24 protein-coding genes and 1 pseudogene are annotated in these 25002 nt (G+C 46.2%); 5 read left to right on the top strand and 20 right to left on the bottom strand.

All coding sequences use genetic code 11. From position 1 onward, the window contains the following. Window positions 1-88: 88 nt before the first annotated feature. On the bottom strand, window positions 89-1087 hold the full coding sequence (locus tag JGK36_RS27255; RefSeq protein ID WP_293198667.1) for a transposase: 999 nt from the start codon (window positions 1085-1087) through the stop codon (window positions 89-91). A gap of 299 nt (window positions 1088-1386) precedes the next feature. Further along, window positions 1387-1611, bottom strand: a complete 225-nt coding sequence (locus JGK36_RS27250; RefSeq protein WP_293198664.1) for a hypothetical protein — start codon at window positions 1609-1611, stop codon at window positions 1387-1389. A gap of 372 nt (window positions 1612-1983) precedes the next feature. Here JGK36_RS27250 and JGK36_RS27245 point away from each other — a divergent pair, with 372 nt between their 5' ends. Continuing rightward, entirely contained in the window at window positions 1984-5565 is a 3582-nt protein-coding gene (locus tag JGK36_RS27245) for a hypothetical protein (RefSeq protein WP_293198661.1), read from the top strand. Between the two features lie 533 nt (window positions 5566-6098). Further along, a complete protein-coding gene (locus JGK36_RS27240; RefSeq protein ID WP_293198658.1) occupies window positions 6099-8960 on the top strand; it encodes a zinc-dependent metalloprotease in 2862 nt (953 codons plus the stop codon). A gap of 78 nt (window positions 8961-9038) precedes the next feature. Here JGK36_RS27240 and JGK36_RS27235 read toward each other — a convergent pair whose 3' ends face one another. The 9 genes and pseudogenes from JGK36_RS27235 to JGK36_RS27195 all read right to left on the bottom strand — a co-directional run bounded on the left by JGK36_RS27235 (window position 9039) and on the right by JGK36_RS27195 (window position 13556). Next, window positions 9039-9662: a Uma2 family endonuclease gene (locus JGK36_RS27235; protein ID WP_293198656.1), complete on the bottom strand. Its 624-nt coding sequence runs from the start codon at window positions 9660-9662 to the stop codon at window positions 9039-9041. Window positions 9663-9775: 113 nt separating this feature from the next. Beyond that, window positions 9776-9934, bottom strand: a complete 159-nt coding sequence (locus JGK36_RS27230; protein ID WP_293201210.1) for a hypothetical protein — start codon at window positions 9932-9934, stop codon at window positions 9776-9778. Between the two features lie 5 nt (window positions 9935-9939). Further along, entirely contained in the window at window positions 9940-10317 is a 378-nt protein-coding gene (locus JGK36_RS27225; RefSeq protein ID WP_293185871.1) for a GIY-YIG nuclease family protein, read from the bottom strand. Between the two features lie 308 nt (window positions 10318-10625). Next, window positions 10626-11471 (bottom strand): serine protease, encoded by an 846-nt coding sequence (locus JGK36_RS27220; RefSeq protein WP_293185870.1) that lies wholly within the window; start codon window positions 11469-11471, stop codon window positions 10626-10628. Window positions 11472-11551: 80 nt separating this feature from the next. Then, window positions 11552-11725, bottom strand: a complete 174-nt coding sequence (locus tag JGK36_RS27215) for a hypothetical protein (RefSeq protein ID WP_293201207.1) — start codon at window positions 11723-11725, stop codon at window positions 11552-11554. A gap of 130 nt (window positions 11726-11855) precedes the next feature. Then, window positions 11856-12500 (bottom strand): hypothetical protein, encoded by a 645-nt coding sequence (locus tag JGK36_RS27210; RefSeq protein ID WP_293185867.1) that lies wholly within the window; start codon window positions 12498-12500, stop codon window positions 11856-11858. Window positions 12501-12696: 196 nt separating this feature from the next. Next, a pseudogene (locus JGK36_RS27205) lies at window positions 12697-12934 on the bottom strand (DUF433 domain-containing protein). A gap of 125 nt (window positions 12935-13059) precedes the next feature. After that, a complete protein-coding gene (locus JGK36_RS27200; RefSeq protein ID WP_293185866.1) occupies window positions 13060-13329 on the bottom strand; it encodes a hypothetical protein in 270 nt (89 codons plus the stop codon). Beyond that, complete coding sequence (locus tag JGK36_RS27195) at window positions 13326-13556, bottom strand: hypothetical protein (RefSeq protein ID WP_293185865.1); 231 nt, start codon at window positions 13554-13556, stop codon at window positions 13326-13328. The genes JGK36_RS27200 and JGK36_RS27195 overlap by 4 nt, the downstream gene beginning before the upstream one ends. A 121-nt stretch (window positions 13557-13677) precedes the next feature. Here JGK36_RS27195 and JGK36_RS27190 point away from each other — a divergent pair, with 121 nt between their 5' ends. Further along, window positions 13678-13980: a DUF433 domain-containing protein gene (locus tag JGK36_RS27190; protein WP_293185864.1), complete on the top strand. Its 303-nt coding sequence runs from the start codon at window positions 13678-13680 to the stop codon at window positions 13978-13980. After that, window positions 13977-14345, top strand: coding sequence for a DUF5615 family PIN-like protein (locus JGK36_RS27185; protein WP_293185863.1), 369 nt, complete (start codon window positions 13977-13979; stop codon window positions 14343-14345). The genes JGK36_RS27190 and JGK36_RS27185 overlap by 4 nt, the downstream gene beginning before the upstream one ends. Window positions 14346-14394: 49 nt before the next feature. Here JGK36_RS27185 and JGK36_RS27180 read toward each other — a convergent pair whose 3' ends face one another. From JGK36_RS27180 to JGK36_RS27155, 6 genes are all read right to left on the bottom strand, one after another. After that, entirely contained in the window at window positions 14395-14595 is a 201-nt protein-coding gene (locus JGK36_RS27180; RefSeq protein ID WP_293185861.1) for a DUF2283 domain-containing protein, read from the bottom strand. Continuing rightward, window positions 14585-14851, bottom strand: a complete 267-nt coding sequence (locus tag JGK36_RS27175; RefSeq protein ID WP_265235442.1) for a DUF4258 domain-containing protein — start codon at window positions 14849-14851, stop codon at window positions 14585-14587. Before JGK36_RS27175 ends, JGK36_RS27180 begins: the two co-directional genes overlap by 11 nt. A gap of 63 nt (window positions 14852-14914) precedes the next feature. Next, entirely contained in the window at window positions 14915-15139 is a 225-nt protein-coding gene (locus tag JGK36_RS27170; protein ID WP_293185859.1) for a hypothetical protein, read from the bottom strand. Between the two features lie 87 nt (window positions 15140-15226). Further along, entirely contained in the window at window positions 15227-15796 is a 570-nt protein-coding gene (locus tag JGK36_RS27165; protein WP_293198650.1) for a Uma2 family endonuclease, read from the bottom strand. A 179-nt stretch (window positions 15797-15975) separates the two neighbouring features. Next, the gene (locus JGK36_RS27160; RefSeq protein ID WP_293198648.1) at window positions 15976-16953 is read right to left on the bottom strand and encodes a heme o synthase; all 978 of its coding nucleotides are present in this window, start codon (window positions 16951-16953) and stop codon (window positions 15976-15978) included. 312 nt (window positions 16954-17265) lie between these two features. Further along, the gene (locus JGK36_RS27155; RefSeq protein WP_293193298.1) at window positions 17266-18180 is read right to left on the bottom strand and encodes a heme A synthase; all 915 of its coding nucleotides are present in this window, start codon (window positions 18178-18180) and stop codon (window positions 17266-17268) included. Window positions 18181-19066: 886 nt separating this feature from the next. On the opposite strand from JGK36_RS27155, the gene JGK36_RS27150 reads away from it, so the two are divergent. Beyond that, on the top strand, window positions 19067-20497 hold the full coding sequence (locus JGK36_RS27150; RefSeq protein ID WP_293198645.1) for an ABC transporter substrate-binding protein: 1431 nt from the start codon (window positions 19067-19069) through the stop codon (window positions 20495-20497). A gap of 73 nt (window positions 20498-20570) precedes the next feature. On the opposite strand, the gene JGK36_RS27145 is transcribed toward JGK36_RS27150, so the two are convergent. From JGK36_RS27145 to JGK36_RS27135, 3 genes are all read right to left on the bottom strand, one after another. Beyond that, window positions 20571-21017, bottom strand: a complete 447-nt coding sequence (locus JGK36_RS27145) for a hypothetical protein (RefSeq protein ID WP_293198642.1) — start codon at window positions 21015-21017, stop codon at window positions 20571-20573. A gap of 139 nt (window positions 21018-21156) precedes the next feature. Beyond that, window positions 21157-23661 carry a glycosyltransferase gene (locus JGK36_RS27140; RefSeq protein WP_293185848.1) on the bottom strand — a complete coding sequence of 835 codons (2505 nt, stop codon included), beginning with the start codon at window positions 23659-23661 and terminating at the stop codon, window positions 21157-21159. A 57-nt stretch (window positions 23662-23718) separates the two neighbouring features. Further along, entirely contained in the window at window positions 23719-24954 is a 1236-nt protein-coding gene (locus JGK36_RS27135; protein WP_293185846.1) for a transposase, read from the bottom strand. Window positions 24955-25002 lie beyond the last annotated feature (48 nt).

Raw genomic sequence — 25002 nt, 5'->3', positions numbered from 1 at the left:
TTTATTCCTGTAGTTTTAGGACTGTGGACTAAAATTACTAACGTAGATGTCTAACATTGACTACTTTTGGGTAGCTTTGTCCAGGTTTTTACGAGCGGTGAATATGCAGGCATTTGTGGCAGGTTTGGGATGTGTACCTTGGGTCAACAAATACCAGATTTACGCCAAACTTTACTGCCTTATAACAAAGGAATTGGCGAAGCTGAAAAAACGCCCAACTGTTGCTTCTGCGTCTCTCTGTTTTAGAACGTGGCTGTTGGTTGGTTCGTTCTCTGATACCCGTCAAATCCTCCAACGCAATAGTTTGCGCTTGTTTTTTGGCGTGCTGAATGAGTCGGTAGCTAACGGTATGGTTAACCTGTGCCTGAAATCTTCGTTCTCGTCCACTCAACCGTTGCAGAAGCTGCCGACATCTACGCCGACTACTTCTTGTGCCTTTGGACGCTTTTTTCTGCAACGAAGCCCTGACACGGCTATATCTGTCACGAATTTCGGTTATCGCCGTTCCACTAAACTTCTCGGATTCAGAGGTAACGGCTATATCGGTTCTGCCCAAATCAACACCCAAAACCCTATCAGTTTTCTCAGGGTTTGGTGGCTCAGATTCAAGCTGAATTTGCAGGTAATAAGTGTTATCTTTGCGCTTTACCAACACTGCCGACTTAGGATTTCTTCCTGTTAACAAATGACGCTGATAGTTGCCAATGTGCAAAGGGAATTTCTCTCTTTGCTTGAGCATCGTCAAACTAGCTGTCCAGTCTTTCTCCCTAAAAGTGAAAGTCCGAGCGTCATAAGTGGCACTGGTAGCTGCAAACCCTTTCACAGGTCTATCTTTTTGTTTGGCAGTCTTGCGATTGGCGCAAACCCTACGAATGGCATGGATAGTCATCTGAGCCGATAGACCAGAGTATTCCCGTGCTTCCTTGTAAATTAAGGATTGCACGGCTATCTGATTGGTCAGCTTTCGGTCAGTGTTTTTGTTCACGTACTCACAGCAGTTCGCAAAAGCACGAAGCACCGCATCAAGTTTTTCAACCTGATGTTGCAACACTTCGAGTTTACAACTAACCGTCAGGACTTGAGACATTTTCAATAAGTGAAGATTATGGAGCTAGTGTACCATGAGATTGCTAAAACTGCGGGCATCAAACCCCCATTTTTAGCCGCTATCCCTCCCCGCCCTATTGACGCTCATCCTTAGCCCTTGGGCTGCGGAAATCGCGTCAATTGAGGGCGGGGATTCCCGCGATTATATTGAAACTAATCTTGCGGTGCGAAGGAACTGATGGAGAAGCTGGAAGCAATGACAAATTGTAACAGCACGGATTCTATCGGCTGTCAAGCTTTTTGGTCAAAAAATTTAGCGTTGAACTGGCCTTGAGATTGCTACTCCTGTGACTGGGGAAAGTTGAGTACCGGGAGGCGCGAACCCCGAAAGACTTCTTCGCTTTCAATGCCGATCGAACTCACAAACTCAGCAGCAGCTTTGGCCACGAGCAACCCGCCCAGCATGGGTAAGGCGGCCAAGCTCAATAAAATATCTGAAGGAATTGGCAATTTTGGACTCTGAGGTGTTTGAGTTTTGGGCAAGTCTTGGTTTTCCGACGGCATAGATCCCTCCTGTGTTATTCAGTATCCCCAGTTTACAGCAGAAGGAAGGAGGAAGAATAGCAAGGGTTTCAGCAATTAAGAACGTCCTAATCTTTGGGGGCGGTTGCTAAACAGGGGAAATAATTATCTTTACTCCTGAATTCTGACTTCGCTTAACTGGGTCTAATTGTGCGAAAATACATTCGAGGTATTGGTCAAAACAGTATTGCCCAACGGAGCGCAGCCGAGGGGATACACAGCTCGCCAGTAAGCCGAGCAACAGTTAAACCGGATGCAAAGGTTCGGCTCGGTAAATAAAATAATGGTGTGTAAAACCTGTAAACTGTGCTATCTGTAGAAAACAAAACCAGCCTTGACGAAATTTAAAGTCCCATGTTGAATGCGAACGGGAGTATATTGGCAGACAATCGATCGCCCGCATCGCAGTGGGCGCAAAAAGCTTTGGGACTGCCCGAGGTGCAGGTACAAGCGCGTTTGCGCGGAAATCACCTGCATATTTTGTGCGAAGCGCAATTGTGTCCGTCTCAGGAATTGGTGACGGCGAGATTTAAAAGCGCGATCGAACAAACTGATTTAACGCGACTCCTGCCCGATCGAACTAAAATCTACCAGTTGTTTCTGTGCGGCCGCAAACTCGGTTCCCGACAAAACGACTGGACTGTCCGGCTCGATTGCAGTGGCAAACAGCGACAGCCACAGCCACAGCCACAGCGACGGGAACCGGAACCGGAACCAAAAGTTTCCGAAGTGCCACCACTAGCGAGTCCCCCCGACAGCGAACCGCCAACAAGTCGTAAAAAAGGCGGACTCTTCGACAGATTCAAAAATGAAAACCGCAACCTCAAACTAAAAGCAGCACAGGTAGAAACCCCGGCACCAATGCCTCAGGTGCGGGAAGAAATGGATTTTGATACTGAAAGTTTCCCCACGGCCTCCCGGATTGAATATCCAGAAGTTTTTGAAACTTCCCCAGTGACGATCGACACTTCGGCAACTCGGGAAACTTTCAGTCCCCCGGTTTCTGCGCCAGCACCGCAAACATCCACGCAGCAGCAGGCGAGTCGCGGCGCGGTGGCTTTGATTCAATCCCCCGAAACAGGCTCCGGTGACAGTGATGGCGGCGGCACTTTGACCGTTTCGGCGGAAACTTTGGCGCGGCGGGGCTATCCAGATGCGATCGCCAGCTATCTCAGCGAAATCCTCGGGCCGATGGGTGTTTCGGTGAAAGTCAGCATTCGCGAAAAAGAAGTCAAAAGCAGCCGGGAAACCCAGCACCCAAATGCGCCAGAACTTCTCAAGTCCAAGGAACGGCGGCTGTTAGTGCTGTGCGAGTCAGCTTACAGCCCCGAACCCTCCTTGCTCGCAGAACCGATCGCCGCTAGGCTGCGGAAACTGCAACTAGAGGACTTCCGGGAAGCTGCGATCGGCAGCCAAGTTGCAGGCGAATCGAAGCCGGACTGGGTGCTGCGAGTCGATTTGACGCCACCGGACACAATCCTCAAGGAATGGGCCCGCTGGGGAGACGTACAGTCGATCGCCAAACTGCTCAACCAACACTTGGCGACATCAACAGTCGAAGTGCGAGCCACCCTCAAAGAAGCAACTCTGCACCTGTTTTGCAGCAAAACAGTCACAAAAGGACAAAAACCCAAACGACAAGAATACCCTGACAAACAGCAAACCACCGATGCGATCGCCCCTTTGTTAGCATCCTTCGCGCCCCAAGGCATCCGCGCAGCTACCCTCTACGGCGTAGAACCGGCCAGCGACAGCACAACCGAGCCGGAGTCGCCGGTGTGGATTGACTGGATAGACTTACCAGCAGCCCACCACCCCGACTTAGCTCCAAACCCGAGGATATTGGCAGCCGAGGGCGACCAATTAGCCTTGACTTTCTTGCTCAACAGGTTTCTCAATCCCAATCTCAACCGCAAGCTGGAAACCGGAGGGATTCGGGCTGTGGCGCTGCACAAAGCCAACGTGCTGCACGTCATGACTGAAGCTCTGAGTTGCCCTGCTCAGTCGAAGGTAGGCCCGCCGGTGGCTAAATTCTTGCGGCAGTTACAAATTCCGGGAGTGGCTCTTGTGCGAGTCTACGGGCGCCGCGCCGGTCAGAAAATGCCCCTGTGGCGCTACGGTATCGATCTCAAAATGGCGGTTGACGGGGAATTAGCACCAACAACCGCATCGGCTCCCTCGCAACAGGCTGTCTTGTCTAAGGAAGCGGTGCCGGAGTTTGCGCCGTCGGTGGCAGATGGGAGTTTTTCTGCTCTGGGCGATAATTTGGTGTTCGATGCTCCCGCACCGGACTCCTCGCGGCCGCGCTTCAAAATTAGACTCCCCGGTTACCAGTTGGGCGAGCAGTTGGTTCAAGCTGTGGTGCAGCCGCTTGTTGCTTCGGGTTTGTTTGTTCCCAACGACGCTTTGTCGATGAATGCTGCTGCGCCGGGAGGCGTGAGAGCCGATCGCGCGGCGGGAATGGCTTTGATTTGGGCGATCGCCGGCTGTCTGATCACCTTCAATACCGATTGGTTGCTGGGTCTATTTCTTAAATCTGCGACGGTTAGTCAAGCTCCTAGAGCCTCCGAAGTTTGCAACGGCCCAAATTGTCAAAATTCATCCCCCAAGCCTCAGAGCGACGTTCAAGCCTCTCTCACGAATCCGGATTCTCCCTCTCCCTCTGGCTCTTCAGTCCCGATTCCCGAGTCTCAAGAAGTGAATTTGCCTCAAATTCCTTTACAAGCATCGCCGTCCGCGAGTGAAGAAAAGGCTTTCAACGGTTCTGGGTTTACGAAACCGGGAAATACTAGCGTTCCTGTAGCTGATGTTTCGGCTGCTCCGGTGTTTCCGACTTTGAGGAGCGAGCAGCTTGACGAGCAGATTGCGCGCTACCAAGAGTACATCCGCCAGCACAAAAAACCGCCGGATATTTTAATTGTCGGGAGTTCTAGGGCGCTGCGGGGTATCGACCCGGCGGTGTTGGAAACGGCTTTGGCTGCTGGAGGCTATCCGGGGCTGAAGGCTTACAATTTTGGGGTGAACGGAGCTACTCTGCAAGTGGTAGATTCGATCGTCCGCCGGATTTTGCCACCGCAACAATTGCCGAAATTACTGGTTTTGGCGGACGGGGCGAGGGCTCTCAACAGCGGGCGGCCGGATTTGACTTTTAGTGCGATCGCCTCTTCCGAAGGTTACAGACAATTGGCTCGGGGTAGTTTTCTGATCCGCACCAATCCATTAGAATCCCCAACATCTAAGGAAACTGCCAAAAATCCGATCGCGACTGCTGGTGAATTGGTGCACAATTTGGAACAAAGTCAAGCGAATGTTCAACAATTTCTGAGTCAAAAGTTGGTGGATAGTTCTGCAACTTACAAAAAGCGCGATCGGCTGAAAGGGTTTTTGCGATCGATCGCGAATCCAGCAGCCCCTGTTGTCACCGAAAGCCCCCAAACCGCAGCCGACGACGATAAACAAACCACTGAAAACGCCCAGCTAACTGCTGCGGGTAAAGCACCCAGCGAGTTTCAACCAAACGGCTTTTTGCCGATCGACATCCGCTTCAATCCCGATACTTACTTTCAGAAACACGCCAAAGTATCTGGATATTACGACACCGACTATCAAGATTTTAAATTGACAGGGGAACAAACTGTAGCGCTCAAAAACATGATCGAATTTACCAAAGTTCGCAACATCAATCTCGTGTTTGTCAATATGCCTCTGACTGCCGATTATTTAGATCCGGTGCGGACAGGTTACGAACAAGAATTCCGGCAATATATGCAACAATTAGCAGCTCAAACCGGACTAATTTTCCGAGATAATAGTTTATTGTTGCCCCAAGCACGGGAATCTTTTTCTGACCCCAGTCACCTCAACCGTTACGGTGCTGTTGCAGTTTCCAAGCGCTTGGCTCAAGATCCGATGATTCCCTGGCCTGTGAAGAAGTAGAGAGGGGGAGAGGGGGAGAGGGAAGAGGGGGAGATTGGGAGAGGGGGAGATTGGGAGAGGGGGAGATTGGGAGAGGGGGAGATTGGGAGAAGTTGTAAGCTAGTGGGTATCTAGATTGTCTGTTATGTTCGATGGAGATAGCGGGGAAAATACTCCTAGACGCACGCAGATTTCAGAAACCGGGTTTCTACGAAGATTTCTCGTGACTCGTCGTAAAACCGGGTTTCTACGAAGATTTCTCGTGACTCGTCGTAAAATCTCGTATAAACCCGGTTTCTAGCCCCCACGGCAGATTTCAGAAACCGGGTTTCTACGAATGTTTCTCATTACTAAACGCAAAAATCTCAGAGAAACCCGGTTTCTAGTCACCACCCTCGTCAAGGATAAAACTATCGCTAGCTGTTGTTAGAATTTAAAGGATTTAAATCTTATTGTAAAGGCGGGTTCAGCAATATTAATGATTGTTATTTCAATCGTTAATCCTGGGATGCGACTATCTCAAAACACTTCTTTCCTGCAACTGGACACTGAACATGAAAAGATTAATTTTTTCGGAAGTTAGCAGAAACAAACTGATGAAAAATCCCCGCAAAAATCTGCCTGTAATATTTTTTATATTATCTCTAGCATTTTTCCTGTTTAGTTTGTATAAAGGTTTATTTTTACCTTTTGCTTTATCAACTCCGCCGCCCAGCAGCGAACAACAACCTTTGCAACCCTTCGAGCAAGTTGTCAAAGACGCGCAAAAGTTTGAAGGACTGTTTACCCTTTACCGCAATCTGGCAACTAATAAAGTTTATCTAGAAATTAAACCGCAGCAACTGGATAAAAAGTTTCTGTGTTTCGTCACATTGGCATCAGGTTTAGGGGAAGGGGGAATTTTGAGCGGATTGCCGATCGGCGATTTCTTGTTTCAACTGCGGCGAGTCCAAAATAACGTCGAGTTTGTCATACCGAATATCTATTTTCGCACTCGTCCGGGCGACCCGCAAGCGGGTTCGGTGGAAAGGGCATTTAGCGAGTCGATTCTCTATTCTTTACCACTCAAAAGCCTTCATCCGCAAAGGCAAACTCTGCTGATAGACTTAGGCGATTTGCTGATGAGCGAAAAGCGCGACTTACCGGGGGTTAAAGCGATTTTGCCGGCGATTTTGGGTGCTGCTTACTCGATCGATGAAGACAAATCTTATTTTAAAGATGTGAAAGCGTTTCCGCTGAATGTAGAAATTGCTTCTATTTACGGTTTTTCCAGCGATAATGACAGTGCAGTTAACTATTTACCTTCGATTCCTGACAGTCGGGCTTTTAACCTCCGCATTCACTACAGTTTCTCGGAAGTGCCTCTCAATAACGGCTACCGCCCCAGACTTGCAGACGAGCGAGTCGGCTATTTTCTGACAGCATATAAAGACTTTTCTGACAAGAGCAGTCGGGAGCCTTTTGTGCGCTACATCAATCGCTGGCATTTGCAAAAGCAAATCCCGACGGCGCCGATGTCGCCTCCGGTGCAGCCGATCGTCTTTTGGATTGAAAATAATGTCCCTCTAGAATACCGCAATGCAATTCGCGATGGCATTTTGGAGTGGAACAAATCTTTTGAAAAAGCAGGTTTTACAGAGGCAATTCAGGTCAAACAAATGCCGGACAATGCTAAATGGGATCCGGCTGATGTCCGCTACAATACTATTAGGTGGTCGAGTTCTTTTGAGTCAGATTTTGCCGGACTCGGGCCGTCTCGCACTAACCCGCTAACCGGGGAAATCTTGGATGCTGATATTTTGTTGGATGCTAATATTGTCCGGCTAATCAAACAGGGATATCGGTCTTTGGTAGAACAAAATCGATCGCTAGCAAAGAGTTTTCAAGGCCGAAACGGCTCTAATACCAATCCCTGTCAGTTCGGGATGTATTCTCGCTATTTGCCGATGCTCGAAAATGCAGATTTAGGCAAAAGCAGCGGGGAGAATTCTCCGGGTGGAATTGTTGATGATTTGCCCACTTTGGTGGAAAGATATCAAGAACAAAAGCGATCGCCCTTATCGCGGTTGATGCTGAGTTCGGATATGTGTTTTGGGTTGGAATCGAGCCGGCAATTTGCGATCGGAGCAATGTCGATGTCTCTGCTGGACAATGCAGCGCCTAGCAGTCCGGTGCTGGAGAATTATGTTAATGATTATATCCGAAATTTGACTGCACACGAAGTCGGTCACACTCTTGGTTTGAGGCACAATTTTCACGGCAGTACAATGCTGCAACCGGAGGATTTGAACAATACTCAGGTAGCTCGCGCCCAAGGTATGGTGGCGTCGGTGATGGATTACCTGCCGATTAATTTGGCACCGCAGGGAACTGTACAGGGCGATTATTATCCGACGATTGTAGGGCCTTATGACGATTGGGCGATCGAGTACGGTTACAAAGTTCTTGGTGGCGCCAACCCCAACAGCGACTTACCAGCGCTGCAACAAATTGCCAGTCGCGCGGGGGAACCGCAATTAGCTTATGCGCCGGATGAGGATACTGTTGACAATCTCGATCCCGCTGCAAATGCCTTCGATCTCAGTAACAATATGCTGAGGTACTCGCAATGGCAATTGGATAATGCTAAGGCAATGTGGAAGCGTTTAGAAAAGCGAATTCCGGTTGGGGAAGACGGTTATAACGAACTGCGGGTGATGTTTGATTCGGTGTTCGGGTATTATTTTCAGCAGGTGATGAATGCTACTTTGTACGTCGGCGGACAGTCGTTTAGTCGGATTCGCCCGGGAGATGCGAAGGGAAAATTGCCGTTTGTGCCGATCGAGCTTTCACAACAACGAGAAGCTTTGGCTACACTGGACAAGTACGTATTTGCAAGCGATGCGTTTAGTTTTGCGCCGGATTTGCTAAATAAATTAGCGCCTGCGCGCTGGGAGCACTGGGGAAGTCCGGCTTTGGTGTTTCCTCTAGATTACCCGATCGGCGATCGAATTACTTTTATGCAGCGATTTGTGCTGCGAGTGTTGCTATCTCCAGTGCGGCTGGCGAGACTGCGGGATGCGGAGTTAAAATCTGCGCCGGAAAGCGCTTTGAAATTACCAGAATTGTTCGATACTTTGCAAAACGATATTTGGAAAGAGGTTTTGCAGCCGTCCAAGAAGATGCAAATTTCGACTTTTCGGCGATCGTTACAGCGAGAACATTTGGCGATTTTAATCGGAATGGTGCTGCGAAAAACCAGTACACCTGAGGATGCGCGGAGTTTGGCTTGGTACGAATTGCGGCAGTTGCGGGAGGGTTTGAGCAAGAGTATTCGGAATTTGGATCGGAGTGCGGATGCTTATACGCGGGCTCATTTGGAGGAAACGCGCGATCGAATTTCTAAGGTTTTGAATGCACAGATTCAGTCGAATTAACATGGGTGTCCAGAAACCAGGTTCGGATCTTAGTATTTTTTTGGCAATACAAAGTATCCTACAAATAATTTGCAAACGCTAAACTTCTGTCATCGCAATGATTTGAGCGATGGTTAATACCAACTGAGGAAAAGTTGGAGAAACAATAATGGCTTCTCCTTGATATCGCTGTGCCTGATATTCACCATCGATTAAGCGGTTGATAGTCACCGTAGACTGTTTTGGAGAGCCAATATACTGAACGCCTCCCAACCCTGCATAATCAACAATCCAATACTCCAGGATTCCTAAAGTTTCATACTCATTCAATTTGATGCGGTAATCATCCCGCCAATTCGTACTAACAACTTCGATCGCCAAGGGAGGTGGAATATAAGCCGCAGCAGAGGCAGAACTTTGACGCATTCTGACCCATTCTTCCTTGGCAAACACCAGAATGTCAGCTTTACGACTCGATTCACTTTCGCCCGGGGCAGCGTTCAATCTGACTTGTTTACTTTGTCGAGGAATGTAGGGAAGGTTCAAGGATTGGCAATGATCCACCAAGAGACGACATAAACCATCGACGACATCCTCATGTTTGGCTGTGGGTTCACTCAGGGGCATGGCAACTCCATTGACTAGCTCGAATGACCTACCGGATTTGTCATCCCAGTTGAGGAATTCCTCGAAGGAAAGGGTTTTTTGGGCGATCGCAACCATTGATATTCACCTTTTGGGTAGGTTGGCTCTCTGTTGTCTGTTTTTAGCTTAACGTGGCTCTTGTAGGGTGCGTTAACGAAGTATACCGTAAACTTTGACACCTCTTCTCGGTGTTACTGTCCGCGTCCTGGTTTGCAATCTACAAAACCTAATGCTTCTGTATCGAGAAAACTGGCGATCGCCATTTCGATCGTCGCTGCTCGTTCTGGCAAACGTCCCAAAATAACTTCGGCATCAGCAGGAGAAAGTTGTTCTTGAAGTTTGGCTTGCATGGCATTCACCTTTGGGTTGGAATTTGAACGTTGTACGGAGGTTCAGTGGCTCTTAGAATGATGGCTTCTAGTTCCAATAGTAACGCAGGGTTTTCACAGTAAGAGACTAATTGCATTGCAATTCGCACATCCTCGTCATTGTACTTATCGAGCCACGCCCATAAAAAAGCTTTGTGCCCGCCGCTGAAGCGTCCTCGTAGGCTCTTGGTTTTACCGATGTAAAGTAATCCGTCAGTTATGTGCCTGACTGCATAGATGCCAGGGCGAGCAGGAATGTTACCAAACTCACGAGTCAAGGGTTGACATTGCTCGAAAGGAGTAAAGGCGATCGCATCTAGAATTTTCCGCGCTTGGGCTTGCAGTTCAGAATCGTTTGTTGGCATGGAAGCAAGAAGGCTAATTGCACAGAAATCATGTTCCCACAAATTCTGTTATAGCTCCAAATTTTAGCGATCGGGCTTTCACCTTATCAAAAACTTCATCATCTGCGACTTCTCGATTTTACTGCCCGCGTCCTGGTTTGCAATCTACGAAACCTAATGCTTCTGTGCCCTTGAAAATTGGCGATCGCCATATAGAAAACGATCGCCCTTCTTCGTTTTTCACTCCATCGACCACCGCATGCAAGGCGTGACTGCTTCTGCCTCAACTTTTTGCCCGGAGCTTTTGACTGTCCGAAAGTCGCTGCTTATTACGCATTTGCTGAAATAATACGCTCAACTTCTTTTTCAAGACCGAATAGCTCTTTGGAGTTGATCGCCACTCCAATATTGTTTGGTATTTGCGTTATAGGAACAGGTACGTTAGATGTTGGAGCTTTGACAATTTGAATTTCACCGAAAGCCGTATGCATTGCTCCAGCATAATGAATACCTAACAGGCGAATTCGGCTTTGTCCCATATAAGTATTGCCCTTGTTATCCATGTAGCCACCAATATTTGCAAGGAAGACTGGCGAACCACTTGAACCTGGAAAACTAGCTACATCTGTTAGAAACTCAGAATTCCCATTCCAAGATACATTAGCATGAGTTGCCGTTATGCCTTTGCGTATAACAGGAAGATTATTCTTGGCATCCCAAATTCCGTCTGGATATCCAATCATGACTATATCTTCCATAGATGAATAACTTTCTCGTTCTTCATCACTTGGGATTAAATCCATTGGCAACGCCATATAAAACAATTTCTCGCCAGACTGCCGGACTTTATTCACAAGAGGGCTAATAATAAATGCGGCCAAATCAATATTTTGATCTGGATGTTTTATACACTGCTCTTCAAAGTTGGCGAACTGAAATAACTGGTGCTTTCCAGTATCAGGAAGACCTTCATCATTAGCCAAAGTGACATGAAACCTGCCAATGTTCGCATTTTCTACGACATGCTTATTAGTTACAATGACTGGAATACCAAGACCTTCCTTTTGAAGAAAGTTCATATAAAAACCTGTTCCAGTAGAAATTCCTCCGCTATGGAGAACTGTCTCTATCCTTACCGTACTGTGAGTGAGTTGATCTATTAAGCCGAGGCTCATTATTTCTCCTTTTGTATAACTTATAATTGTATCGCAGTTGCGGTACAATACCCAATAGAATAGAAAAATACCGCCGCTCGCTAATGTATTTCACCAAAAGTAGCAGTAATCCACACAGCAATGGCTGGCGATCTATGAGCATTCAATCGTTCTGGCAAACGTCCCAAAATAACTTCGGCATCAGCAGGAGAAAGTTGTTCTTGAAGTTTGGCTTGCATGGCATTCACCTTTGGGTTGGAATTTGATAGATACATTCAAGCCACTACCCAACTCAGATTTAGCGGTCTAACGTTCCGCCTCACCCGCCACTAGCCAGCTTTCGGACTTAACAGATCCACTTTATCCGGTCGGCATACAGGTGGATGTTATCTCGCTGTGGTAGATTTAGGTCGTCAGATTCTTCAGTAATAAATATGCGATAACTTTTTCTTCTGCGGCTTTCGGCAAATACATTCGCATAAGATCGTCACCGAACCCATCACCGATTGCGGCTTGGATGCTCATATTGACAGAATAGAACGTATCGATCTTGCTTTGGATAGGATGTACCAAGTCTATCACCTTGTCGAAGCATTCGCCTGTGGTCGCATAAAAAGCGTCTGCTATTTGCAGATATTCGTACTTTGGGACTTTAGATCCGAAATTATAGTTCGCATATTCCCTAATGTCTTGTAGGCGCTGGAACTCATCCAAATAAGCATTAGACAATAATCGCTTTTGTATTAACCTTTGATTTATGAGATTTTTCAAGGTTGCGTGTTTGATGCGCTTCAATTCATTCGTGTCTGTCTGGTAATCCAAAAATAGCAGTGCCATTGAAAGATGGAAAATCGAGTAATAGAAGCCGATAGGTGGCAGCAGTATCGTTTTTGTTTCTTCCCATATTGATTGAGAATTCTCGCGGAAACATATAGCTGCTAATAAGTGGTGAGCACTTTTCGGATAGCGGTCAAACCATTTGTCGCTGTCTTCTGCTCGTAAATTCTGTTCCATTTCCAATAGGTACGTTGAAAGTCCAGGGGGCATCATAGTTTTCAATTTTATCTAATTCTGGTTCTGGCCCGCCATAATATTAGGCACAGCGAGATAACTTATAATTGTATCGCAGTTGCAGTACAATACCCAATACAATAGAAACATACCGCCCATCGCTAATGTATTTCACCAAAGGTAGCAGTAATCCACACAGCAATGGCTGGCGATCGATAAGCATTCAACCAAATAGTCATGCGGCTAAAACGGGATGGTCGAGTTTGCGGACTGCATACAATAGCGCAGCTTTAATATCGTCAAGTTCCAAGTCTGGCAATTCTTCGAGGATTTGCTCAAAACTCAAACCCGCAGCTAGCAACTCTAGGATATCGATGACTCGAATCCGCATTCCCCGGATGCAGGGACGATCGCCACATTGATCTTGGATTCACCGTGATTCTGTCAAACAGATAAGCAACGGATGCTGGCATTGGTTAAAATTGTTTGAAATCTTTGTCTCTAGCTTACTTCATTTATCGCGCCAAACTCACACCGCGATATAATTCTGCGATCGCTATCTACAGTAACGGGGGTTGACGAATTCGATCGCCTTAAACTACAACCGTTTCAGTAATTCATCGTATTCGTCGTGTGCACCAATCCAGTACCAGTAAATACGATCGGCTTCCAATAAACCTAAAACACGATAATTGATACTGACACGAGCAGAATAAATCGGTTGCTTCTGACTGACTCGCTTGAACTGAAGACTTGGATGATAAGGATCATCCTGCCAAAGGGCATAAGCTTTATCGGCTTGTTCCTGAACTGATGCAGGAAGACTCTCTAGCCGCGTGCGAAATGACCTTGTAACACTTGATTTCATTTTTGTGTTGGAAAAACCTCATCAAGTGGAACCGTTTCTCCTCCCGCAATTTCTTGACGTACCATTGCAGCCATCTGATCCCATTGATCGTCTGTCGTGTCAGCAAAACGAGTTTCCCATTTTTGCTCGTCCTGCAACTCTGCCAAAAACCGAGCCGCGATCGCATCTTGCTGATCGGGTGGAAGTTTTTGGATTTGGGCGATCGCCTGTTGAAGGAGTTCAGTCATGATTTTGTTTAAAACCTGTCTCTCTAGCTTACTTTATTTATCGATCGAAATTCACGTTGCCATATAATTCTGCGATCGCCATGCTGTAATAGAGATCAGTCCCTTCAAACTTCCATAGTTTATGACCACAGCAGTATCTATTGACATTGGTACACTCATTACACGCACTCCCGGATTGCATGGTGGATGTCCCCACATCCTCGGTAAGGGCGTTACCGTTCGCCGGATTGTCACCTGGTACAAGCGAGGATTGAATGCTGAAGAGATTTGCGATCGCATTTCTCATCTCACCCTCGCCGAAGTCTACGCCGCACTCACCTACTATCATGCCAACACCGCAGAAATTGAAACTGATTTAATCCATCAAGCAGCAGAAGCCAAGCGCCTAGAAGCTTTGTACACCAACTTTGGTAAAGAAGCATGAGTGAGATTAAGATTTACCTAGATGAAGATTCCCAAGATCAGTCTCTTCTACGGGCATTACGATCGCGTCAAGTCGATGTAACCACCGTCAATGAAACTCAAACAGAAGGATTAATCGACGAAGAACAACTTCGGCTAGCTACCACTCAAAACAGAGTGCTGTACAGTCACAATATTGGAGACTTCTGTCAGTTACATACTGAGTTTCTGATCGGAGAGGAATCTCATGCTGGCATTGCGCTGATATCGCAAGACTATTCTGTTGGTGAGCAAGTCAGAGCCATTATGGAACTAACTGCTAATAAGACAGCAGAGGAAATGGTGAACCAGTTAGAGTTTTTGGGTAAATACTTGAAAAATAGCTAAATCAAGAAAGCTGACAATATTGCTGTGCCACCTCGACAAAGTGCATCAACTAAGTTGCGATCGTTAGCATGAGCTCTTGAGGATTCAACAGTTGACGTTTGGAGGCATTGAGAAATTCGATGCTAACTGGTTCATCATTTTCGTCATAACTGACAATCACGCCTCCAGGTTCAGAGATAGCATTGGCTGGAAACGCATCACGGAAGATAAAAATCAGAATGTCTGCTTCTGCATCGTATTTAACTTTCATCGGTATTCTCCTGCCAATATCGCTTAACTTGATTTGTCCAGTACAGAGTTAAGATTCGTCTGGTTTTGCCAATTTCAACAAAGGGTACTCTAAGAAGACCGTTGCCTCGTTTAATTTGAGCCACCAAGACATCATCTTCCACGATAATCTGTTGAGGATTGGTTAGGGCCGCCTCAACCTCTTCCCTGGTAATTTTCAATCGCTCTTCCCATTGTAGCTGACGTTCCTGGGCGTGTTTTGTCCAAACAATTTGCATATCTCCTCATACTCCCGATTCCTCTGTAGCTTCCATTTGGAATTTTGCATTTTGCATTTTTAATTATAACGCCTTGCACTCTGCTGCCAACGGAATGCCCAACTCCGTGAGTAGTGGAAAGTTTTCATTTTCAATTTCAGCAATGTCTTCGGGAGAATCGTCCTCATTCGGGAATAATTCAGCTTCCAAAAATTCCCATATCTTGTATCTTTCAGCAACTCCCAGTGACGAAATAGCTTCCAGCAGTGATTGAAATGAGATATCTACTTTCACGGCATTCTCAGTCATCAAAACTTTCCTCCACTTTTAATTTTATATTTAGCATATTTCTTCAAAACTTTCAAATTTGAAACCTTTGTCTATAGTTTACTTTATTTATCGTCCAAAACTCACACCGCGATATAATTCTGCGATCGCAACTTCAAGCTCAATACTCTGTAACATCACTAAATCGCCCGCACCATAAACCACCGTTTCCCAACGTTCCCCAGCCCCATCTTTCACTCGACGGCGACACTCTACTCGCATCTCATCCTGCGCGATTAAAACATACTCTTCCAACGATTCCAACAGTCGATAATCCTCAAACTTATCAGTGCGATCGAATTTTCCCGTCGAAGGAGACAGCACCTCAGCAATCAACTTAGGATAGCGCTTCACATAGCGATCGCTCCGATCGCGCGGATCGCACGTCACAAAGGCATCGGGATAATAGAAAAACTCATCCGCATAATTCACCTTCACATTACCGGAAAAAAACTGACATTCCCCATCACGCAGGTGAAAATTAATAGCCGTTAAAAAATTAATCGCGAGACGGCTATGATCGTCGCTACCACCCGCCATTGCGTAGACTAAACCGCGCCGATATTCATGGCGGACTGTATTGTCATGTTCCAGGGAAAGGTACTCTTCGGGGCTAAATCCAGAGGGGATGGCAATCATAGTATTGCAGGCAAATTTAATAGCTTAATTGTAGCGATTTTCGAGCGTTCTTTTTTTACCGCAGATCAAAGCAAATTAACGCTGATGAACGCAGATGGGAGTATGACTACCGCCATTTTACCATAAACAAAACCCGCAAGATGCGGGCTTCATTTTAATAATGGCAATTTAACTTATTACTACATCACCACGGCACTAATTAAAGTGTGCACATTGTGGACAACAGCAGTAGTAAAGTTGTGAGTCGCAGGCAAACTATCAACCACGATTCCAGCGCACAATAGCATCAGATACAGAATAGAGTATTTAAAGAGCGATCGCGCAACCTTCTTATCTTCTGGAGTCTGCAACAGCAACCAAGCCTTTTGGGCAAAAATCGCACCGAGGAAAATAGCTGTTCCCGCATACACCGGGCCCGCCAAATTCAGCGGATAAACAAACAGCAAAGTTGCAGGAAGCATCAATAACGTGTAAATCCAAATTTGGCGGGCTGTCTCTTCATCGCCCTCAATTACCGGCAACATCGGCACGCCTACTTCCTTGTATTCGTCGCGAATCATCATTGCTAACGCCCAAAAATGCGGCGGTGTCCACAGGAAGATAATCCCAAACAGCAGCCACGCACCCCAACTCAAATCTCCCGTCACCGCAGCCCAGCCAACTAGCGGGGGAATCGCCCCTGCTGCACCACCGATGACGATGTTTTGCACGCTGTGGCGCTTCAGCCAGTGGGTGTAAATTAGGACGTAGAAAACGATGCCGGACATTGCTAGCAAGGCTGCTAATAAGTTGGCGACAACTGTCAGTAATGTAAAGGAGATTGTCGCTAGGGCGATCGCAAATATCAAAGCATCCCGTTTCTTGACACGCCCGGAAGGAATCGGCCGCCACCGCGTGCGCTCCATGATATAGTCAATGTCGCTGTCGTAGACGCAATTAATCGTATTCGCCGACGCGGAAGCTAAAGCGCCTCCGGTAATAGTTGATACCAGTAATAGCGGATCGACTTCTCCTTTGGCGGCCATCCACATTCCGGCTGATGTGGTGATTAGCAGCAGTAAAATAATTCTCGGTTTTGTAAGTTGGTAGTAACTTTTCACCACTTGCGAAAAGTTTTCGTGGAGGCGAGGGCTATTGTTTGTAAGAACTTCTTGCATCGGTTATTAATTGTTAGTTGTTACTTGTTAGTTGTCAGTTGTCATTGCTTCGTAGATACAAGGGGCGGGTTTACAAGAGATATTTGTTGTAGGTGAAAAGATTGATAAACCCGCCCCCACCGAGGGATAAATCAGGCACCTGTTGCTCAAGGAATAGATAAATCTGCCTTGTCTATCATGTCCGGTTGATTCATGCTTGTATGGGCGGGGCGGGTTTATGAAACTGTTGGCTTTTATCGAGAATAATGGTGAACCCGCCCCTACAAGATTTTGCATCATAGAACAACGATGCTACCGGACACGATCTGACTTTCAAGCTGATAAAACCCGATCGCGCCACGACAAAACACTAAAAGCTAGCAGGGTTCCCAGCAATGCTGCGCCGACTGCTTGGTGGGCGACTGTCAGCGGTTCTACCTGAAGGTGCAGCCGGAAAGTTGCCAATCCCAAAACTAATTGAGCAATCAGACAAAGACTCGCTAAATTCCCTAATTTTCGCAAGTTTGAATGGAGTGCTGGTTGCCGCCAAGCCATGACTGCTACTGCTAAAGTTGCTGCGGTAGCTGGTACGATGCCGGCGATGTGGCTGTTCATTACCGAACACAATTCTGAGGAACCAAAACATTGATGCAGCGCCCATCTAGAGCCGACTAATGCTCCTAGCAGACTTTGGAGATAAACTAGCAGTGCTGCGATCGAACTTACCCATGCTAATTTGCCTGTATTGCCTGTAGCTTCGTAAGGAGTCAGCATAAAACCGATCGCTAGCAGGGCGCAAAAAAACAGTAAAGCCGTTCCCAAGTGAGCGGTAACGATGTCAAATCGCAGCAGTTGCGTCACGGTGAGGCCGCCCAATATGCCTTGAAAAACTATTAAAAATACTGCGCCGGCGCTGGCGAGGGGCAGCCAAGTCGGCAGGCGGCTGCGGTAGAAGACAGAAAGTGCTAAAAGGGCGATCGCGCTTAAGCCAATTGCTGCTGCATCCAAACGGTGAAACCACTCCAGAAATACCTGCAAATTCATTTGCGCTGCGGGTATTAATTGACCGTAGCACAGCGGCCAGTCCGGGCAAGCGAGCCCCGCATTCATGACGCGCGTGGCGCTGCCTACTGCCATTAACAGCCAGGTTGCGATCGCAATTTTCCACACTAGGCCGCGGATAATATCTTTTGGCTGCCACTGCACTCCTGCTGCTGCGTTTGGCCCCTTTAAAACTGAGTTTGCCATGAACTTTACCTTAGCCTTTGTTATCGATCGAGCTTAATTAAATATTGCGGTTTTGCTTGGGCTGATCTTAGCCGAGCTTAACACTCTTTTTCTCTAAGAAACCGTCATCTTTACTACCTTAGCGACACTTTTATGCAATTAGTTTGTCTTTAGATTTTTTTCAACTTTCCTGTTTATATTACAAAAGATTTCAGGATTTTTGCTAAACTTCAAAAAACTTTAATCTTTCAGCACCATCCGTGATGGTTGACAACTCCCGCACTGTCGGGTTTTTGTTAAAAAATAAAGATATAATTAAGAAATAGCTTGTTAATAAAAAAGTGTGATATCCAGCATTCAAAAGTGTTTAGCTCCTCACACTTTTTGAAAGTCACAGTGGATACAGCAGAAAACCCTCAGCCTGGTTTTTGGTATTTTTCGATGGATTCTGGTTAAATAATCATAGCCGTTGGCGATCGCACGGACAAGGCCTCATCACCTTAGTTTTTTTACTATTTCGGCTGGCTGCAACCTATGTATTTTCGTCCATCAAACCGCGTTGCTCGGTACCCGTGCCTCTATGACTATCTAAGATTATTAAAAAAATGTCAAAATATAATTAGATTGGTTTTTCTGCCTCCTGCCTTTTCCCTCTTCCTTCCCTCTTCCTTCTTTTTACCCGATCGCGTAACCGTTATAGCCGTTATAGCCTTCTTCCCTCTTCCTTCTTCCTGATGACTAATAACGTTCGCGAGCGGGGACGCTCGCACACTAATAACGTTCGCGAGCGGGGACGCTCGCACTAATAACGTTCGCGAGCGGGGACGCTCGCACTAATAACGTTCGCGAGCGGGGACGCTCGCACTAATGACTGAATCTAAAACTTAAAATCTAAAATTGTGCAGCCATGTCCCAAAAAAACGAAACCGCTGTTTTGGTATTATCACTCCTAATTACGATCGGGCTAGCCGGTGCAGGTATTTGGTGGCTGACAAGCCGCGGCGGCATTCCTGGAGGTTTATCACCCGAAAATCAGACGTTTTCTAAGCCCCCGACGGGGAATTCATCGCAGTCAGAGCAGCAAATTCAGCAGCGTCTGAGTGCCGGAAAAAAACTGTTAATTTCTGAAAAAGCAACAACAACTAAAGAATCAGCAGTAGAGGCGATCGCATCTGGCAAATACAACGCGGCTATTTCAGACTTACAAGCTTCACTGCAAACCAATCGCAACGATCCCGAAGCACTAATTTACCTCAACAACGCCCGTATCGGCAATCAAAAATCCTACACAATTGCCGCAGCGGTTCCCATTGGCACCGATATCAATGCTGCTCAAGAAATTCTGCGGGGAGTCGCTCAAGCTCAAAATGAAATCAACCAAAAGGGCGGCATTAACGGGACTCCCTTAAAAGTGCTAATTGCTAACGACGACAACAACCCAGAGATTGCCTCGCAAATTGCCAGTGCGATCGCCAATAACTCAGAAATTTTAGGAGTAATCGGGCATTTTGGTTCGGACACCACCCTAGCAGCGAGCAAGATTTACCAGCAAAATCAATTAGTAGCAATTTCTCCGACAAGTACCTCTGTGCAGCTTTCAGGAGTTGGCAGCAATATATTTCGGACAGTTCCGAGCGATCGATTTGCGGCGAATGCTCTTTCCCGCTATATGCTGACAAAATTGCCAAAGCAAAAAGTTGCTATATTTTTTAATTCTGCCAGCAGTTACAGCAAATCTTTAAAAGATGAATTTACTACTGCTGTTTACGGAGATGGCGGACAAATCGTATCGGAATTTGACTTTGCTAAGGGGAATTTTAATGCTGCCGAAAGCGTTAAAAGTGCGATCGCCCAGGGAGCAGAAGTCATGATGTTAGCGTCCAATTCGGCGACTATCGACCAAGCTTTGCAAGTAGTGCAAGTCAACGCCAAACGGCTGCCATTACTAGCAGGAGACGGCGCTTATAGTGCTAAAACACTGCAAATTGGTGGCGCAGGAGCCACAGATATGGTGTTAGCAGTTCCTTGGCACATTCTCGCAGATCCGCAGTCAAACTTTCCCCAAACCTCGAAACAACTTTGGAATGCTGAAGTCAGTTGGCGCACAGCTTTAGCTTACGATGCGGCGATCGCGCTAATTGTCGGATTAGGGCGCAATCCGACTCGCACAGGCATTCAACAAGCTTTATCTGCGTCAGATTTTTCGGCAACAGGAGCATCGGGGCCGATTCGCTTTTTACCTTCGGGCGATCGCAATCGAGCAGTTCAATTAGTAATTGTTAAACCGGGAAATCGCACCAGTTACGGTTATGAATTTGTGCCGATATCCGGTTTATGAGATCTTTACCTTTTATGAATAGGCCGGAAAGCCTGTTTCATAATAAAAGAAATGGGGTTGTTTTGGTCTTTCTTCAAAGAGGATTGACAACAAGAATACCTTTACCAGGGCCTTCGTAAATTTCAACTCTAGAGACTTGTCCACTACCGGCATAAAATGTAACTCCGGCGAGCGAGCGAGATGGCATTGATTGCCAAACACCGTCTTCTGAAGACACCACATTAGTTATGAATCCATCCTCCCAGGTAATTGTAATTTGGGTGAGACTCTGCTTGACTGAGCAGCCGATTGTTTGTGCCTGTCGTTGATTTTGTCCGTAAAAACTACATACACCTTTATAATTTTTAGTGGAGCTACTTGTCTGGGCTTGAGCAACGATACCGAAAGTAGTGACAGATGCCAGGAGTAAATTTGTCACTAAAACCGCTTTACAAAACAAAGACGAGTTGAGTTTCATAGGTTCGCAAAATTTTACAAATATAACTAAATTTATGTTATCAAAACATTTATATTCTGTCAATCAATTTTGACTGTGGAAAAATAATAGATAGGATATCTGAATGTCTTTTTTAGACAATTGATCGGAATAGGAACACGGCAATGCCGTGTCCTGATTTATGGTAATATTAATTCCCATGCTACCGGATTTGATATGAGTTTTAAACTTGGGAAACTGCGATCGCCCTAACCGGCCTGTTTCTCTCAAAAATAGCCCTCGGTTTCAAAGCAATTCTCAACAACAGCCACAGCGAGTGCCATTCTCCGGGCGTTTCCTGGCGCTTCCACTGGCCGGGGCGACAGTACAGCATTTCGATCAAACAGCGGTGTTGGCTCATGTTTAGGCGATCGAACGCAATTCGCACAGTCGGAAATTCCGCAACACTGCACCCTGCTGCATCCCGAAAATTCGACTCCAAGTGAGATTTCTCGCTAACCAACTCAATCTTAGCCACAGGAATCAAACATTTCTCTTCCATAATTTCCAGAGTCGCCGAGTCGCAATCAATCAAACAGTTGCCAAAACGAGCTTCGGTGTCCAACTCCATCACAGGCGGCGCTACGGATATCCTCGCTTTGACTGCTACGCTGCGAGCTATCGCTCTGATTTTACCCTGCGATAAACTTGTCTCAGCGGCATATTTGGGTAACATCTCTGCTGCGGTAAAACTCTGTTTGCTCCCTTTACCTTTGACCGCAAAACTCGGCCGTTCAGTCAGAGCAACTTCAGCGCCACTTTCTGAAATTACAGTAGTTATTCCCCAAAAACTTTGACCGCCCACATTCAACTGCACCACCCTGTGCAAATTGAACCATTCGTATATATCCGGCTTAGGAATATCCACCAAAATTAGCAGCGCAATTCCCAGCATCAGCAGGTTGTAAGCGCTCCAAATCCAGCCCGCACTCACACCTTTTAACGAATCAGCACTTGCTGATATTCCCTGCCAACTGCCCATATTTTTAACTAAATGAATGTTTAAATTATGGAACAAACCGAATGCTGTAGCTGCGAACAATAAAATCAAAGGCCATCCCAAATTCCAGTTAAAACTAAAGCGATCGGTCGCAATTCCTTTTGGCGTCACATTAAACCCTTTCTGAAAGGGATTGAGCATGGCACTCACCACCGTCACCGCCAAAGGAATACACTGGACGAACGAGTAAACATCTGATAGCAAAGCCGATCGCGATTTGCGGTTCAGCCAAGAAAACACAGTAACTTGCACCAAATAGTAAGGCAGGAAAAAGTAGACCAATTCCCGCGCATTTGTCCGCAAAGGAAGTACCCCAAGAAACGCATAAGCTAAAGGCATCAACAGAAACACAATCCTGCTTAAACTGGTAAACCAGTGCAGCAATCCTTCCAGGTGACACAGCCTTTGTACGAATCTGAGACCGCGAATCGTTAAAGGATTGGAATCAATAAAAAATGCCTGAAGGGTGCCTCGCGCCCAGCGCAATCTTTGAGTTAGATGGGCTTCTATATTTTCAGCCGCCAAACCAGCACTCAATTTTTCATCTAAGTAAACTAAACGATACCCGGTGGCTGACAACCGAATTCCGGTAAAATAATCTTCGCAGATTGAATTTGTGACAAAGCCTCCCACTGTTTGTAGCGCGCTGCGCCTCATTACAAAAGACGTGCCAGCACAAACTACGCTATCTGCACTATCTTTGATGATTTCAATTTGCCTGTAAAATACTTCTTCTTCTGGCACCAGCACATTTTCTAAACCTAAATTTCGGGCAATGGGATCGTGGTTGTAAAAGCTTTGCGGTGTTTGCACGAGGGCGATTTCTGGATTTTGAAAAAAGCCAACTGTTCTTGTTAAAAAGTTTTTAGTGGGAATGAAGTCGGCATCAAAAACTACAATGAGTTCTCCATTTGTTAGGCTTGTGGCGTGGTTGATGTTACCAGCTTTGGCGTGACTGTTATCTGGTCTAGTTATATACTTGCATCCCAGTTCTTTGGCTAGCAATTGGATTTCAGGGCGCTTTGTATCGTCAAGCAAATATACTTGTTTGTTAGGATAATCTAAAGCTTGACAGCCGATGACTGTGCGCCTCAAAATAAAAATTGGTTCGTTGTAAGTTGGGATGAAAATGTCTGCGGACGGGGCAAAGTTTCCCTCTGCAACTGCAACAGCCATGCGATCGGCTTCTCGATGCCTGTCTTTCATACTCAGCATTAAATACATTTGAATGCTGCTGCTGACAACCATCAGCATTTCTAGGAAAAACAGTCCCAAACTAAAGATACCGTTGAGGGGATCGCTTAAATTTAGGGTAACTAGCGATCGCCACAAAACGTAGCGAATGGTTAAAGCCAAAACTATGCCAACTACCACAGCCCGCGACCATTTCTGTGGTTGAGGCGAAATTTTAATGGTAGCTAAAGCAACCGAGACGAGGGCGAAAGTCGGCACTAACAAATACATCTTGCTCGCAGCAGGTACTTGCAGCCACACAGGCGGGTTTTGCTGCCAAGTATTGATTGTGGCAAAAATACCGCTGACTGTACCTTCACCGCTAAACCAGGCTGCGGCGATCGCACCTGCGAAAGCAACTACCCCCAACACGACTAGCGTTGCCATCTGTACGTGCGAAATCCACCTAAAAAAGCGGCGTTTCAAGTCTTGAAGGTCACATCTTGAATTTCTCATAAAATTTGCAATTCCCGATCGTATCTGCAACTGTCAAGGTTTCCTGCTGTTCACTTTTTAATCCCGTTGAAAATTCCGACACACCCCACTGACGATATTTACATTTTTTAACATTCTGACAATTTTTTGACACTCCCCGCCGTAAAACGGACGGGGATTCTTAAGAAAATCAAGCCTCAGTAGACTTTCATTCGTAACGGCTGGGCTCTCGCAGCCTCTAGACAGTCCGGTAAAACCATTCTGCTTACTTTTACGTCCGATATTGGCCGCGCCTTGTGCGTCAGCATTAATCAAATGTCCTTCTTTACTCCGATACAATCCACGCTTAACTCGCTTACCCGAAAACTGGTAAGTAGCTGGCCGATCGGCATTGTAGAGGGGCAACTCATCGCCATCCAACAAACTGGATTTAGATGTGTAAGATTCTTCCTGCTCCTTGTATTTCAACCCATATCGCTCACAGAGAGTTCTAAGTTTATTTCTCAGGGTATAAAAGGGAATCTGGACAAAGTTTTGATTGGTGCGACGACCAAGATTGATATCTTGCTTCATCCCAAGGTTGAATCCGACAATCAAGCATTCAATTTTAGTATTAACGCAATGGTCGATTATGAGTCTTGCAGCTTTATTCAGGTAATCCCTGATTTGGTTGCTACGATTGATATACAGCCGAGCCTGACGCTCGGTCAGTTTTTCTATCTTCTGTCGATCTTTGATAGATTGCAGTCTAGCATTTTCCTTGTTGAACCACTGGTTAATAGATTTAAGTTTGCGACCATCCACAATAAAGGATGCCCCATTGGTGTCAACACAAGTTGCCAGATTGTCCAATCCAAGATCGATCGCCAGAGAACTACCAGCAATCGTTTCGGAGGGTTCATTTGCCCTTTTAGAGATATACTCAACCTCGAAGAATCGAGCATCGTATTTAGGGTGAATCCGAACCTCTTTGAGCTGAGCGGGGTCGAGTCGTTGTGGAAAGTTAATTACTATATCTCCAAATTCCTTTTTAAAAGCATAGGACATCGGTACTTTAAACTTTCCATCTTTGACTTTAATCCGAGGGATTATTAACACGAAATACCCATCTTTGGGCTGGTAGTGAGGAAGTCTTACCTTCTGTTGATAAGTGCCAGATTTAACCGCATTAATCAGTCCAAAAAAGCTGTTAAAGGTTCGATCTACCACCTTCAATGTTTGCTGTGCAATGTCTGTATTGAGGGCTTGGTAGTTCTCATTCTCTTTGCACAGATCGCACAGCCGACTCATAGCGCAAGTGTTTACGTTCTTCAAAAAAGTATTGGCGAACGGTGTAAAGACCCACATTGTAGAGGTTCTTAC

This window comes from Microcoleus sp. PH2017_35_SFW_U_B (assembly GCF_020737865.1).
Lineage (GTDB): Bacteria > Cyanobacteriota > Cyanobacteriia > Cyanobacteriales > Microcoleaceae > Microcoleus.
This window is presented reverse-complemented; position numbering and strand designations above follow the sequence as displayed.

Coding starts and splice junctions, on each gene's coding strand:
- JGK36_RS27255 (WP_293198667.1), bottom strand. CDS start 1,087: ATGTCTCAAGTCCTGACGGTTAGTTGTAAACTCGAAGTGTTGCAACAT.
- JGK36_RS27250 (WP_293198664.1), bottom strand. CDS start 1,611: ATGCCGTCGGAAAACCAAGACTTGCCCAAAACTCAAACACCTCAGAGT.
- JGK36_RS27245 (WP_293198661.1), top strand. CDS start 1,984: ATGTTGAATGCGAACGGGAGTATATTGGCAGACAATCGATCGCCCGCA.
- JGK36_RS27240 (WP_293198658.1), top strand. CDS start 6,099: ATGAAAAGATTAATTTTTTCGGAAGTTAGCAGAAACAAACTGATGAAA.
- JGK36_RS27235 (WP_293198656.1), bottom strand. CDS start 9,662: ATGGTTGCGATCGCCCAAAAAACCCTTTCCTTCGAGGAATTCCTCAAC.
- JGK36_RS27230 (WP_293201210.1), bottom strand. CDS start 9,934: ATGCAAGCCAAACTTCAAGAACAACTTTCTCCTGCTGATGCCGAAGTT.
- JGK36_RS27225 (WP_293185871.1), bottom strand. CDS start 10,317: ATGCCAACAAACGATTCTGAACTGCAAGCCCAAGCGCGGAAAATTCTA.
- JGK36_RS27220 (WP_293185870.1), bottom strand. CDS start 11,471: ATGAGCCTCGGCTTAATAGATCAACTCACTCACAGTACGGTAAGGATA.
- JGK36_RS27215 (WP_293201207.1), bottom strand. CDS start 11,725: ATGTATCTATCAAATTCCAACCCAAAGGTGAATGCCATGCAAGCCAAA.
- JGK36_RS27210 (WP_293185867.1), bottom strand. CDS start 12,500: ATGATGCCCCCTGGACTTTCAACGTACCTATTGGAAATGGAACAGAAT.
- JGK36_RS27200 (WP_293185866.1), bottom strand. CDS start 13,329: ATGAAATCAAGTGTTACAAGGTCATTTCGCACGCGGCTAGAGAGTCTT.
- JGK36_RS27195 (WP_293185865.1), bottom strand. CDS start 13,556: ATGACTGAACTCCTTCAACAGGCGATCGCCCAAATCCAAAAACTTCCA.
- JGK36_RS27190 (WP_293185864.1), top strand. CDS start 13,678: ATGACCACAGCAGTATCTATTGACATTGGTACACTCATTACACGCACT.
- JGK36_RS27185 (WP_293185863.1), top strand. CDS start 13,977: ATGAGTGAGATTAAGATTTACCTAGATGAAGATTCCCAAGATCAGTCT.
- JGK36_RS27180 (WP_293185861.1), bottom strand. CDS start 14,595: ATGAAAGTTAAATACGATGCAGAAGCAGACATTCTGATTTTTATCTTC.
- JGK36_RS27175 (WP_265235442.1), bottom strand. CDS start 14,851: ATGCAAATTGTTTGGACAAAACACGCCCAGGAACGTCAGCTACAATGG.
- JGK36_RS27170 (WP_293185859.1), bottom strand. CDS start 15,139: ATGACTGAGAATGCCGTGAAAGTAGATATCTCATTTCAATCACTGCTG.
- JGK36_RS27165 (WP_293198650.1), bottom strand. CDS start 15,796: ATGATTGCCATCCCCTCTGGATTTAGCCCCGAAGAGTACCTTTCCCTG.
- JGK36_RS27160 (WP_293198648.1), bottom strand. CDS start 16,953: ATGCAAGAAGTTCTTACAAACAATAGCCCTCGCCTCCACGAAAACTTT.
- JGK36_RS27155 (WP_293193298.1), bottom strand. CDS start 18,180: ATGGCAAACTCAGTTTTAAAGGGGCCAAACGCAGCAGCAGGAGTGCAG.
- JGK36_RS27150 (WP_293198645.1), top strand. CDS start 19,067: ATGTCCCAAAAAAACGAAACCGCTGTTTTGGTATTATCACTCCTAATT.
- JGK36_RS27140 (WP_293185848.1), bottom strand. CDS start 23,661: ATGAGAAATTCAAGATGTGACCTTCAAGACTTGAAACGCCGCTTTTTT.